The sequence below is a fragment of the Achromobacter insolitus genome, from assembly GCF_002209555.1.
Taxonomy (GTDB): Bacteria; Pseudomonadota; Gammaproteobacteria; order Burkholderiales; family Burkholderiaceae_B; genus Achromobacter; species Achromobacter insolitus.
On sequence record NZ_NJIF01000004.1, the window covers coordinates 247325 to 260723 of the forward strand.

General features: G+C 64.4%; 11 protein-coding genes. 8 read left to right on the top strand and 3 right to left on the bottom strand.

What is annotated here, in order from left to right:
• Window positions 1-11: 11 nt before the first annotated feature.
• The 3 genes from CEY08_RS16200 to CEY08_RS16210 all read right to left on the bottom strand — a co-directional run bounded on the left by CEY08_RS16200 (window position 12) and on the right by CEY08_RS16210 (window position 4896).
• On the bottom strand, window positions 12-1415 hold the full coding sequence (locus CEY08_RS16200; RefSeq protein ID WP_042794428.1) for a phosphomannomutase/phosphoglucomutase: 1404 nt from the start codon (window positions 1413-1415) through the stop codon (window positions 12-14).
• Window positions 1416-1436: 21 nt separating this feature from the next.
• On the bottom strand, window positions 1437-3698 hold the full coding sequence (locus CEY08_RS16205) for a GNVR domain-containing protein (RefSeq protein ID WP_063961673.1): 2262 nt from the start codon (window positions 3696-3698) through the stop codon (window positions 1437-1439).
• A gap of 61 nt (window positions 3699-3759) precedes the next feature.
• Window positions 3760-4896 (bottom strand): polysaccharide biosynthesis/export family protein, encoded by a 1137-nt coding sequence (locus CEY08_RS16210; RefSeq protein WP_042794429.1) that lies wholly within the window; start codon window positions 4894-4896, stop codon window positions 3760-3762.
• Between the two features lie 242 nt (window positions 4897-5138).
• Here CEY08_RS16210 and CEY08_RS16215 point away from each other — a divergent pair, with 242 nt between their 5' ends.
• From CEY08_RS16215 to CEY08_RS16250, 8 genes are all read left to right on the top strand, one after another.
• Window positions 5139-6548, top strand: coding sequence for an undecaprenyl-phosphate glucose phosphotransferase (locus tag CEY08_RS16215; RefSeq protein ID WP_063641146.1), 1410 nt, complete (start codon window positions 5139-5141; stop codon window positions 6546-6548).
• Between the two features lie 46 nt (window positions 6549-6594).
• Window positions 6595-7047 carry a GDP-mannose mannosyl hydrolase gene (locus CEY08_RS16220; RefSeq protein WP_157123420.1) on the top strand — a complete coding sequence of 151 codons (453 nt, stop codon included), beginning with the start codon at window positions 6595-6597 and terminating at the stop codon, window positions 7045-7047.
• Window positions 7048-7052: 5 nt separating this feature from the next.
• Entirely contained in the window at window positions 7053-8483 is a 1431-nt protein-coding gene (locus CEY08_RS16225) for a mannose-1-phosphate guanylyltransferase/mannose-6-phosphate isomerase (RefSeq protein ID WP_042794431.1), read from the top strand.
• 178 nt (window positions 8484-8661) lie between these two features.
• The gene (locus CEY08_RS16230) at window positions 8662-9024 is read left to right on the top strand and encodes a VanZ family protein (protein WP_076814665.1); all 363 of its coding nucleotides are present in this window, start codon (window positions 8662-8664) and stop codon (window positions 9022-9024) included.
• A 10-nt stretch (window positions 9025-9034) separates the two neighbouring features.
• The gene (gene gmd / locus CEY08_RS16235; RefSeq protein WP_013395110.1) at window positions 9035-10144 is read left to right on the top strand and encodes a GDP-mannose 4,6-dehydratase; all 1110 of its coding nucleotides are present in this window, start codon (window positions 9035-9037) and stop codon (window positions 10142-10144) included.
• A gap of 6 nt (window positions 10145-10150) precedes the next feature.
• Window positions 10151-11104: a GDP-L-fucose synthase family protein gene (locus tag CEY08_RS16240; RefSeq protein ID WP_042794433.1), complete on the top strand. Its 954-nt coding sequence runs from the start codon at window positions 10151-10153 to the stop codon at window positions 11102-11104.
• A gap of 38 nt (window positions 11105-11142) precedes the next feature.
• Window positions 11143-12459, top strand: coding sequence for a lipopolysaccharide biosynthesis protein (locus tag CEY08_RS16245; RefSeq protein WP_063961672.1), 1317 nt, complete (start codon window positions 11143-11145; stop codon window positions 12457-12459).
• A gap of 20 nt (window positions 12460-12479) precedes the next feature.
• Complete coding sequence (locus tag CEY08_RS16250) at window positions 12480-13382, top strand: glycosyltransferase family 2 protein (protein ID WP_042794434.1); 903 nt, start codon at window positions 12480-12482, stop codon at window positions 13380-13382.
• Window positions 13383-13399: the final 17 nt, after the last annotated feature.

Below are 13399 nucleotides of genomic sequence, written 5' to 3' on the forward strand. Positions count from 1 at the left end.
CGTGATGCTCCTTAAAACGGTAAACGAACATGAGGGGCAATGCGCCGGAACGCGTTGCGGAAGTCCTCCTCGATACGGGCCAATGCGGCCACGGTGTCCCCTTCAAAACGCAATACCACCGTCGGCGTGGTGTTGGACGGACGCGCCAGGCCGAAGCCGTCGGCGTAGTCCACGCGGATGCCGTCCAGGTCGTTGATGGACTGCGCGCCGGGGAACTGCCCTTGCGCGCGCAGCGCCGCCACCAGATCGAACTGCTCGCCTTCAGCGGTTTCCAGCTTGATTTCGGGAGTGGCGCAGGACTGCGGCAGGCTTTCCAGCAATGCCGACGGATCTGGCGCCCCAGACAGGATCTCCAGCAGCCGCGCCGCCGCGTAGATGCCGTCGTCAAAGCCATACCAGCGCTCTTTGAAAAAGATGTGGCCGCTCATCTCGCCGGCCAGCAGCGCGCCGGTCTCCCGCATCTTGGCTTTGATCAGCGAATGGCCGGTCTTCCACATCGTCGCCTTGCCGCCGGCCTCGGTGATCGCGCGGGCCACGTGGCGGCTGCATTTGACGTCGTAGATGATTTCGGCGCCCGGGTTGCGCGACAGCACGTCGCGCGCGAACAGGATCAGCTGGCGATCCGGCCAGATGATCTGGCCCGTCTTGGTCACCACGCCCAGCCGGTCGCCGTCGCCGTCGAACGCCAGGCCGACTTCGCAATCCGAGTAGCGCAGGCAGTAGATGAGATCCTGCAGGTTCTGCGGGTCGGCCGGATCCGGATGGTGGCCGGGGAACGAACCGTCGACCTCGCAGAACAGCTCGACCACTTCGCAGCCGAGGGCGCGGAACAACGCCGGCGCCGCGGCGCCGGCGACGCCATTGCCGCAATCGATGGCGATCTTCATCGGCCGCGCCATGCGGATGTCGCCCATCAGGCGCGCCGTATAGCACGGCATGATCTGCATCTGCGTGCGCCCGCCCGCGGCGCTGGCCGACTCGATCGGCAGGCGCATTGCGTCGCGCAGCGCGGTGATGCCTTCGCCATACAAGGACGCGCCGTCCAGCACGATCTTGAAGCCGTTGTGCGCGGGCGGATTGTGGCTGCCCGTGACCGCGATGCCCGCGCCCGTGTCCATCAGCCGGGTCGCGAAGTACACCATCGGCGTGGTGGCCATGCCGATGTCGATGACATGCATGCCCGCCGAGCGCAGGCCTGCCTGCAAGGCGGCCGCCAGCTCGACGCTGCTCAGCCTGCCATCCCTCCCCACCACGATCGACCGGGCCCCTTGCTCCCGCGCCTGGGTCCCCGCCGCCATCCCCAGGCTGTGCGCAAACCGCGCGTCGATCTCGTCCGGCACTGTGCCGCGTATGTCATAAGCCTTGAAAACCGCATCCAGAATTTGCGGCGTATCCCAGCCAAAAGTTCCGTGCATGCCAGTTTCTCCGGGTGGCGTTTATTTAGGGCCGTTCTGTTTGAAATCGCCGTAATACGCCGCACGGGAGTAGCGATAACTGCCGTACTTGGACCGGAAGCCGAAGCGTTCCGGCAGGAGTTTGAGACCGTTGAAGAGCACGCCATCCACGGGCGCGCCGGCCTGGATCAGGCGCTTGGCCGTTTCACGGATTTCCCCCACCGTGTTCATGCCCGAGCGCACCACCACCATTACCGCGGCGGCATGCGTGCCGACCACGGCCGCGTCCGGAGACGACAGCACGGGCGCCGTGTCCAGGATGACCATGTCGTACTGCGATGCGAGCTCGCGCAGGGTTGCGCCAAAAACGGGCGAGGCCAGCAGTTCGGAAGGGTCGAAGGTGACCGCGCCCGTGGCGATGAAGTCCACGCCCTCGGACACGCTGTGCTTGCGGACCTGGGTCAACGGTATCGTGCCCGACAGGACTTCGAACAGGCCGTCCTCCTTGGGCACGCCGAAGTAGCGGTTGAGCTGGCCCTTGCGGAAGTCAGCGTCGATCAGCAGCACCCGCTTGCCCACGCCGCCCTGGATGAAGGCGAAGTTGGCCGACAGGAACGACTTTCCCACGCCCGCCACCGGGCCGGTGAACATGACCATGTTGTTGGCGGACTGGCGCAGCGACGCCTGCAGCACGTTGCGGAACGATCTCAGGCTTTCTATGGGTGGCGCGTTGCCCTGGCTCTGCGCAAGCAGCGCGGGCACCATCGCGTTCTTGCGCCGGCTGCGCCGCCACAGCTTGTCCTGCATGTCGCTGTACGGGATGGCGGCCAGCACCGGCAAGCCGGTATGGCGCTCGACGTCGTCGGGTTCGGACAAGCCGCCGAACAAGGCGTTGCGGACAAAGGCGCAGAGCATGCCGAAGATGAGGCCGAAGGCGGTCGCCACGCCGATGATGATGGCGGCCTTCGGGCGTACCGGCTTGTCGGGCTGCACCGCCGAGTCCAGGATGCGCACGTTGCCCACCTTGCCCGCACGGATCAGGCGCAGTTGCTGGGCGTTGTTGAGCAGCGCAGTGTAGAGCTCGGTGTTGACGCGCACGTCGCGCACCAGGCGCACCACGTCCTGCTCCAGGTCGGGAAGCTGCCGGATGTTGTTGCCGATGCGGTTCACGTCCCCGGTCAGGCCCGCGATCTGGCGATCCAGCGACACGATGGCCGGGTGGGTCGGCGCAAAGCGCGTGATCATCTCCTGACGCTTGGAGCGCAGTTCCATCACCTTCGTCTGGGCGTCCACCGATTGCGCGAGGATGAGCTTGGCCTCTTCGCTCAGGTCGATGGTTCCCCGCTTGTTGCGCAAGGAGTTGTACTTGGTCTCGGCCGCGTCCAGTTCGCCCTTGAGCACCGGCAGCTGCTGTTCAAGGAACACCAGGGACTTCTCGGCCTGCGCCGACTTGCGGTTCACGTTCTGCTGCACGTACTCCTGGCCGATCTGGTTCAGCACCGCCGTGGTCAGCGCGGGATCATTGCCTTCCAGCGTGACGCCGATCACGCCCGAGGTCCGGCCGCGCTCGAAAATTCCCAGCCGCGACTGCACGTCCTCGATGGCGGCAAGGCGCGAGCTGCGCGATACGGTGAACTCGGTGCCCGGACGCCCGGTCAAGGCATCGATGTGCACGTCCATGGCGCCGCCGCCGGGCAGCCGGAAGTGCTCGGGCTTGCCCACGGTGCCATTGAACGTGGCGCCGGTGAATTTGTCGCTCAAGGTGTAGCGGCCTTCTCCCAGCGTGGTGACGCGAAAGGGCTTGCCCAGCCACTCGTTGGGCACGTCCAGCTGCGAAATCGCAATGGCCTCGCCGCCCCAGGCATAGCCGCCGCGCGGGAAGCTCGACGGATACGGCAGGCTCTCGTAGCGCTGCGCCAGCCATTCGCCGATCACAGGGAAGTAGCGCGGCTTGGCCTGGATGTACAGCAGGAACTTGTCGACAGCGGGGCCTACGACCATGCGCGAGCGCAACACTTCCATTTCGCCCGACGTCTCGGCCTTGGTATCGAACATGGAAGAGACGTCGCCAAGCAGGCTGCGGCTTTGCCCCTGGGGCATTTCCTCTTCCACCTGCACGATGATGTCAGCCGAGTAGACCTTGGGCGTGACCATCACATAGGTCAGCGCTCCCAATAATGCGAGCAGAGTGATCGCAATGATCATCCACCGGTTGGAGAAGATGGCGTCCACGTGGGACGTCAACGGAGTTTCCTGCTGACGAGCCGGCACGGACGGCTCGAACGATTCGATGGGCAACGACATGCAGCTCTCCAGAGAAGACGCCGCCGCGGTCGCGGCGTCCCCAGGCGTGGTTTAAGGCGGACTAATCTATGGCTTTCACGGTCTGTACCGTTTGCGCGCTCGGGAACAGGTTGCTGATGAAGCGGTTCCACCGCACCAGGCCGGCCGAGTCCACAAACACAACATCTTTGGGTTGCAACTCGAACTTCTCCGCCACCGCAAGGTTCTGCGGCGAGCCGGCGTTCAGGTGGAACACCAGCGGCGTCGCTTGCTCCGTGCTGCGTACAACGAATATCTGCGACGGATTCGAGGTCAGCTGGTTCGGTCCTCCGGCCAAGCCCAACGCCTCGGTCAACGACATGCGTCCGTCACGCATCACTGCAGCGGTAGGCAAGGTCACCTCGCCCATCACGAACACCTTGCTGTCGTCGCGCGGCGTCACTCTTACGATGTCGCCCGACTTCAGCAGCACTTGATTCAGGTCCTGTCCACGCTCGATCAGGGCCGGCACGTTCACGCGAGTACGACGGCCGTCGCGGATCACGTACACTGCGCTGCGATCTCCCGTCGGCAAAATGCCTCCGGCCCTGTTGATGGCTTCCAACAGGGTCATCGGAATATCGTTGATCGCAATCGCACCCGGCGTCTTGACCTCGCCGTCCACGTAAACGCGCTTGCTGCGATATCCCAGAACGCGTACGGTGATCTGCGGATCCTGGATGTACTTGCTTGAACTATTCACTATGAGATTGCGCGCCTGAAGTTCCGTCAAGCCGGCCACTTTCAGCAATCCCGCATAGGGAAATTGGATATATCCAGTGGATGAGACCGTATAGCCCGGAATGCCCGAGGCGGTATCCCCAATGGCTAGTTCGGTCACCCCAGTCCCGATGGCGTAGGTTTGCGTCGGAAGGACGAGTTCAGGGTGGTCCCACACGACGATCGAGAGTATGTCTCCCGGTCCGATGAGGTAGGGCCCGGACTTTCCGTAAAGCTTGTCGACACCTTCGTTGTCGAGCAATGCCTGGCGCGCGCGCTGATCCTCAAGCACCAGCGACGGCGTAATTTCCTTGATCACGGCCTTTGAATTCGGGTCCAGAGGATCCGCGAGCTGATTGGCGTCAAAGGTCATACCGGGAGACAAGGCGCAAGCGCCCAGCGAGGACACGAGCGCGATAGCGGCTATGGCTCGGCTCAACGTTCCGAAAAATGTCGTCATGGCAAATCCACTTGTGAATGACTTCGTTGCTTGGAGTGAGCCCGATGCGTAACGGGTTGCGACATTCCACTCTCTTTTCCTAGCCCCGCACATTCGACGGATGTCCTAAGCCTTCTCCTACATCGTTTGGAGGTTTCGGGTGCGTTGCGCACTCAATAAGATTTTGTCGGTAGCCACAAGCTTTGCGGCAGCGCACCGTTTTTGCCTTCCGCACGGCGGCTCCCCACGAACAGGAGTGCGCGATGGACCCGTCCCAAACGGACACGTCGTCTAGATTCAGCGGAGCAAGCTATCTCTACCGCTTGCTCGATGCCGCGATCGTCATTGCCTGCGGCCTGACTGCCACCGGCTTGAAGTTCTCGGACGATGCCTTGGCGGATCCTCCGCAGATCCATCTGTTCCTTATCTACCTGTGCGGGCTGGGCGTCGTCGCCATCTTCCCGGCCTTCCGGCTATATGTATCGTGGCGCGGCCGGCTGCTCACCGACCTGGTCGTGCGCAGCCTGGCGGCCTGGGCGGTGGTTTTCGCGCTGGGCATCTGCATCAGTTTTCTCATGCACCAGACCGCCGCGATATCCCGCATGTGGGCGGCTACATGGTTCGTCATGTCGGCGCTGACACTGGCAGGCTTACGCATTGCGGTCTACGCGGTACTGGGCGCGGCGCGCGACCGGGGGCTGGACCGCAAGCGCGTGCTGCTGGTGGGCTTCGGCGCGCTGGGCCACGACCTGTGGCGCCGGGTGGAGCAATACCGCGGCGCAGGCTACGAAGTGGCAGGGATCTATGCCGAACCGCATGAGAACCTGCCGCCGCAAGTGCGCCGCCTGCATGACCTGGACGGGTTGCATGGCTTCGTGCATGAGCACAACGTCCGGGAGATCTGGATCGTGCTGCCGATGGAAGCCGGCCAGGAACTGCGCGAAGTCCTCTATCACCTGCGCAACGACCTGGTGGATATCCGCTGGATTCCCGATGTGATGTCCATCCAGCTGCTGGGGCACCGCATCGGCGAATTCCTGGGCCTGCCGGCCATCCAGCTCAATAGCCTGCCTGCGGCGGGCGTGCGCGGCCTGGCCAAGGAAATCTTCGACCGCAGCTTTGCCCTCTGCGCGCTGATAGGGCTGTCGCCGGTGATGCTGACGGTGGCTCTCTTGGTGAAGGCGACCTCGCGCGGGCCCGTGTTCTTCACCCAGCCGCGGCTGGGCGTCGATGGCAAGGTATTCCACGTCTATAAGTTCCGCACCATGACCGTGCACCAGGAACAAGGCGTGGTCACCCAGGCGACCCGCAACGACGCTCGCGTCACGCGCATCGGCGGCTTTCTCAGGCGCACCAGCCTGGACGAACTGCCGCAGTTCCTGAATGTGTTGCTGGGCGACATGTCGGTGGTGGGACCCCGTCCCCATGCGCTGGAGCACAACGAAATGTACAAGGACCTGGTGCAGCGCTACATGATGCGCCACCGCGTCAAGCCCGGCATCACGGGATGGGCGCAGGTCAATGGCCTGCGCGGGCAAACGGACACGCTGCGCAAGATGAGCGACCGGGTCGAGCACGACATCTATTACATCCAGCACTGGACGTTCAGGATGGACCTGCAGATCATCGCCCGCACGGCGATCTCGGGATGGACGGGCCGCAATGTCTACTAAACCTTTGGGATGGCCCGAGCGCCAGAAGGCCGCCACGCGCGGCGGGCTGCTTGCCCAGGCGGAGTTCCGCCAGGCGGTGGAGATGTTGCCCCTGGTGTCCATCGACCTGCTCCTGCGCGACGCCGCCGGCCGCTACCTGACCGGCTTGCGGGCCAATCCGCCCGCCCAGGGCGCCTGGTTCGTGCCGGGCGGGCGCATCCGCAAGAACGAAACGCTGCGCGACGCGCTGCGCCGCATCGCCCGCGACGAACTCGGCGTGCCGGAGACGGAACTGTCCTGGACTCCTCGCGGCGTCTACGAACACTTCTATGGCACCAATTTCGCGGGTGAAGCCGGACGCTCCACCCACTACGTCGTCCTCGCCTATGAGGCGGAGCTTTCTTTGGACATTTCCAGCCTGCCCCAGGCCCAGCACCGCAGTTACCGCTGGTTGCCCGCGGAGGCCATCGCCGCCGATCCCGGCGTGCACCCCTACACCCAGGCCTACTTCAAGGAGTGAGCGCCATGACCAACCCCCCTCCCCCGTACCGGGCAGTCATACTTTGCGGTGGATCAGGCTCGCGCCTGTGGCCGTTGTCGCGGGAACTGCTGCCCAAGCAGTTCATCCGTTTGACCGATGACCGCAGCCTGTTGCAAAACACCTTGCTGCGCTTGGGTTCGGCCGGCGCCGAGGCCAGGCCCACCCTGGTATGCAACGACGCCCACCGCTACATCGCCGCGGAGCAGGCGCTGGAGCTGGGCATCAAGGACGTAGAGGTGATCCTGGAGCCGTACGCGCGCAACACCGCGCCGGCGATCGCCGCGGCCACCCTGCGCGCCATGCGCGACGGGGAGGACCCCGTCATGCTCATCATGCCGTCAGACCACGTGCTGGAAGACGGCGAGGTGCTGCGCGCGGCTTTCGCCGAAGCCTACCGGGCCGCCCTGCAGGGCGCGCTGGTGACCTTCGGGATAACCCCCACCGCGCCGCTCAGCGGCTATGGCTACATCCAGGCGGACGAGCCCGGGGTCATGGCGCCGGCGCGCCGCGTGCGCCGTTTCGTCGAAAAGCCATCTCCCGAAGTCGCGCAACGCTTCATCGAAGATGGGGGCTATTACTGGAACAGCGGCATGTTCGCCTTCCAGGCCTCGGTGTTCCTGTCGGAAATGGCGCGCCTGGCGCCCAAAATGCTGGAACAGGTACAGGCGGCGGTGGCCATCGGGCACGGGGAAAATTCGCTCTTCCACCTGGACGGGCCTTCCTTCGAGGCCTGCCCCAGCGACTCCATGGACTACGCCATCATGGAACGGACCGACAGCGCGGTGGTCATCCCGCTGGCGGCCTCCTGGAGCGACGTCGGCGCCTGGGACGCGGTCTGGGGCATCGCCCAGAAGACGGTGGAAGGCAATTCCACGACGGGCGACGTCATGGTGGAGGATTCACGCAACTGCCTGATCCACTCCACCAGCCGGCTGGTTGCATCGGTGGGCCTGGACGACATCGTCGTGATCGAAACCGCCGACGCCGTGCTGGTGGCGCACAAGTCGCGCTCACAGGACGTCAAGCGGCTGGTCGAGATTTTCAAGACGCAGCACCGCTCCGAACTGAACCATCACCGCGAGGTGCAGCGGCCCTGGGGTTCCTACGATTCGGTGGGCCAGGGGCCGCGCTACCAGGTCAAGCGCATCACGGTGAAGCCCGGCGCGCGCCTGTCCTCGCAGATGCACCATCATCGCGCGGAGCACTGGATCGTGGTTTCGGGCACGGCCCGGATCTACAACGGCGACAAGCAATATCTGTTGACCGAAAACCAGTCGACCTACATTCCGCTGGGCGAAATCCACAGCCTGGAGAATCCCGGAAAGATCCCGCTGGAGATCATCGAGGTGCAATCGGGGGCCTACCTGGGCGAAGACGACATCGTCAGATTCCAGGATATGTATGGCCGCGTCTAAGGATGAAGAACCCTCACGCTCCGCGCGCTCGCTGCCCCCCGAGGGGGCGCCTTTCGCCTTGGGGCGGCCCGGCGGCGTGGGGGAAGAGCCCCCGCGCCACGCGCGCTCGCTGCCCCCCGAGGGGGTGCCTTTCGCCTTGGGGCGGCCCGGCGGCGAAAGGGGGTTCTGGCGACCGGGAATGGCGCGGATCTGTTTGCCGGTGGCGGCGCTGTTTTTTGTCGTGCTGGTGACGGTGGGCAATTTGCCGGGCCTGGCCGCCGAGATGTCGGATGCGTTTGGGGACAAGCGCCTGCATCTTGCGGCTTACGCCTTCCTGACTACGTTGATCTATTTCTCGGTCAACCGGCGCCCGGCGCTGACGGCCCTTCTGGGGGTCGCTGCCCTGGGTGCACTGGATGAAGCAATCCAGTCCTTTGTTCCGTATCGACAGGCTGATTTATTAGACCTTTTGGCCGATATCTCCGCGGCTGGTGCAACAGTAATCTCATTGCACATTGGTACCGCAGCCTTCGGCTCCTTTCGTGCAGTCACTAAGTCTTAAGGATACAACCATGCCAAAACGGGCACTGATTACCGGCGTTACCGGCCAAGACGGGGCCTATCTGGCGGAGTTTCTGCTGGCCAAGGGCTATGAGGTCCACGGCATCAAGCGGCGTGCTTCGCTGTTCAATACCGCGCGGATCGACCATCTTTACCAGGATCCGCACGACCAGCCCCGCAATTTCGTGCTGCATCACGGCGATATGACCGACTCTTGCAGCCTGATCCGCATCGTGCAGTCGGTGCAGCCCGACGAGATCTACAACCTGGCCGCACAAAGCCATGTCGGCGTCTCGTTCGAAGAGCCCGAATACACGGCCAACGCTGACGGCCTGGGAACCTTGCGCCTGCTGGAAGCCATCCGCATCCTGAAGCTGGAAAACAAGGCCCGTTTCTACCAAGCCTCCACCTCGGAGCTGTATGGCCTGGTGCAGGAAACGCCTCAAAAGGAAACGACACCGTTCTATCCGCGCAGCCCGTATGCGGCAGCCAAGCTGTACGCCTACTGGATCAGCGTGAACTACCGCGAAGCCTACGGCATGTACGCCTGCAACGGCATCCTGTTCAACCACGAATCGCCCAAGCGCGGCGAGACCTTCGTGACGCGCAAGATCACCCGCGGCCTGGCACGCATCGTACTCGGCCTGCAGGAGTGCCTGTACCTGGGCAACCTGTCCGCCCTGCGGGACTGGGGCCACGCCCGCGATTACGTCGAAATGCAGTGGCTGATGCTGCAGCAGGATACGCCGGAGGACTATGTCATCGCGACCGGCATGCAGTACAGCGTGCGCGAATTCATCAATACCGCCGCCCGCGAGCTGGGCATCCTGCTGGCCTGGGAAGGCGAAGGCCTGGAAGAGACCGCCACCGTGCTGTTCTCCCCGGTGCACGACATCAAGCCGGGCCAGGTCATCGTCCGGGTGGACCCGCGCTACTTCCGTCCCACGGAAGTGGAGACCCTGCTGGGCGATCCGACCAAAGCCCGCGAAAAACTGGGATGGTCGCCCCGCACTTCCTTCGCGCAGCTGGTCAAGGAAATGGTGGAAAGCGATCTGCGAGATGCGCGGCGCGATGCCCTGGTCGAACAGAACGGCTACGAAATCTACGCCTACAAGGAGTAGCACGACATGACGAACCTGGAGCAACGCGTCTTTGTCGCCGGCCATCGCGGCATGGTGGGCGCCGCGATCACGCGCGAATTGCAGCGCCGCGGCTACCGTAACGTGCTGACCCGAGGCCGGGAAGAGCTGGACCTGGAGAACCAGAACCAGGTCAACCGCTTCTTCTCGACCACGCCGGTCGACGTGGTGTACCTGGCCGCGGCCAAGGTTGGCGGCATCCTGGCCAACCAGACGCATCCGGTGGAGTTCCTGTACAAGAACCTGATGATCCAGTGCAACGTGATCCGCGCCGCGTATGCGGCCGGGGTGCGCAAACTGCTGTTTCTGGGTTCGTCATGCATTTACCCGCGCGAAGCCCCCCAGCCGATCCGCGAGGACGCCTTGCTGACGGGGCCGCTGGAAGCCACCAACGAGCCCTATGCCATCGCCAAGATCGCGGGCTTGAAGCTGTGCGAGGCCTATCAGCGAGAGTTCGGCGCGCGCTTCATCTGCGCCATGCCGACCAATCTCTATGGCCAGCACGACAACTACGACCTGCACAGCAGCCATGTGCTGCCCGCGCTGATCCGAAAATTCCACGAAGGCCGGGAAGCCGAACAGGAAAGCGTGACGATCTGGGGCACCGGAACGCCGCTGCGGGAATTCCTGTACGTGGACGACCTGGCCCAAGCCTGCGTCATGCTGATGGAACACCCGCAAGCCGAAGGCATCTACAACATCGGCGCCGGGCAGGACATCTCGATCGCCGAGCTGGCCAAACTCGTGGCCCGCGTGGTCGGCTACGAAGGCAGCATTGTCTACGACACGAGCAAGCCCGACGGCACGCCGCGCAAGCTGATGGACTCGGCGCGCGTGCAAGCGCTGGGCTGGAAACCGGAGACATCACTGACGCATGGCATCACGCTGGCTTACGGCCACTTCCTGCGTGAACGCACGCAACATGCGCTGCCCGTGGCCTGACGGCCTCGCCAGAACCTTCATGTCGACAGGCCTCACCCATGCTCGGATTCCTCAGGAAACACATCGCCGGCAATGCCTCCTTCTGGGGGCTGGTGGAGTATGGCATCGGCCCGGTCGCGGCGCTGGTGGCCCTGCCGATCCTGTTCCGGCAGCTGGGGACCGTGGGCTTCGGCCAGTATTCCATGATCATCGCGTTGGCCGGGTTCGGCAATGCCGCCAATCTTGGCGCGGCCGTGACGGCCACCAAACTGGTGTCCGAACGCATGCACGAGCCGGGCGGGGCCTATCGCGCAGCGGGCGTGAGCATGTCCCTGATCGGCTGCGCGCTGGCGGTCGTGACTTTGGCCGCGGTGCTGCTGTGGGGAGTCGTGGGCCTGGGATGGCCCGAGGCCACCTTTGGCGGCGTGGCGGTGACGATGCTGGCCATGCCCGCGCTGGCTATCTACCTTACCCAGCAATATGACCAGCTTTTCTCCGGCTGCCTGAAGGGACGCGAAGACTTTCGCGCCACGGCCCTGTGCGAAGTCTTCAGCCGGACCGGCACCATGGGCCTGGCCTGCGCTGCGGCCTGGATGACGGCATCGCCCACCTGGACGGGCCTGGCGCAAGCGCTGGGGCTGCTGGTGGCGGGTAGCGTGAAGATGCGCGTATTCGCCCGCACGTATGGCCGCATCGTGGTGCGCCCGGTGCGCGACCGCGCCGCCATGATGGACGCCTTCAGATTCTCGCGCTGGTCGTGGCTCAACAGCTTGAGCGCCCTGGCCTTCGGGTCGGTGGACCGGGTGCTGGTCGGCAGCCTCATGGGGCCGGCGGCGCTCGCGATCTACACGGTCGGCGTGCAGGTCGGACAGATCATCCATACCGCGTCGGTCGCCATCTTCCAGAAGGCCATGCCGCGCGTCACCCGCCTGTCGGTCTCACCGCCCTATCCCGGCGCGGTGGAACGCGAGATCCGCCGCATGATGCTGTGGAACCTGGCGCTGTCGGCCAGCGCCACGCTGGCGGTGCTGGCGGTCAGCCATCCTCTTCTGAACCTGCTGCTCGGAGACAACGTCGCCACCGGCCATCTGGGAACGTTCCAGTTGCTCATCGTGGCCTCCGGGCTGCTGTCGCTGAACGCCGCCGCGCACTTTTCGCTGCTCGGGCTCGGAAACTCGCGCGCCGTCGCCATCCTGAACGGCCTGGGCGGGCTGGCGATGCTGTGCGTCATGGCGGGACTGGTACACGCGGCGGGCGAACACGCCGCGGCATGGGGCCGCATGGCCTACGCGGCGATCACGCTGGCCGGCGTGGCTCTCGCCATCCGTCAATCCCGCCCAGACTTTCCGGGCGCGTTGCCTGCGGCCACCCGTTAATTCACATGCTGAGGTCCTACATGCGCAAGCGTCATAACGATTATTCACGGCAGCTCATCGACTTTGTCCGCGAGTTGCGGCCGCCGGCGCCCATCGCGGGCAGCCTGTTGCCGAAAGTGACCATCGTGACCCCTTCGTTCAATCAGGCCCGCTTCCTGGAACGCACCATTCTGTCCGTGCTGAACCAAGGCTATCCGCGACTGGAATACATCATCATCGACGGCGGCTCCACCGACGGCAGCGTGGACATCATCCGCAAGTACGAACGCTACCTGACGTACTGGGAGAGCACGCCGGACCGCGGCCAGTCGCATGCGATCAATAAGGGCTTCGAACGCGCCACGGGCGACTATGTGGGCTGGCAGAACTCCGATGACCTGTACTTCCCCGGCGCTCTGCGCAAGCTGGGCGCGGCCGCCTCCAAGGGGCGCGCGCCTATCGTCAGCGGCAACCTCTTCGTGGCGGACGCGGACAACAACATCTTCCGCAAGATCCATTACACGCCCGTCAACCGCGGCACGCTCACGGTCGTCAAGGCGTCCATCCCGAACCAGTCCGCCATCTTCCGCCGGGACCTGCTGCAAAAGTACGGGCTCTTGCAGGAAAGCATGCGCTATTGCATGGACCTGGAGCTGTGGAGCCGGCTGCTGCGCGAGGGCAAGAACCTGATCGTGCCGGACGCCATGGGCGTTTACACCGCCCACGACGAAACCAAGACGGCGCTGATGCAGGACGTGCTGCTGGAAGAGCGCGAGCAGATCGTCACGCGCATCCGCCGCACGGAACCCGGCCTGGGCAAGCTGTTCGAGCTTTCCTGCCGGGCTTCCAAGGTGGCCGCGCATGCGCGCCAGGGCGACCTGTCCTATCTGTTCGAGAAGCTGACCACCAAGATCTTCGGACGCGACGACTGGGCTGCGCATTAGCCCTACAGCCCACACCG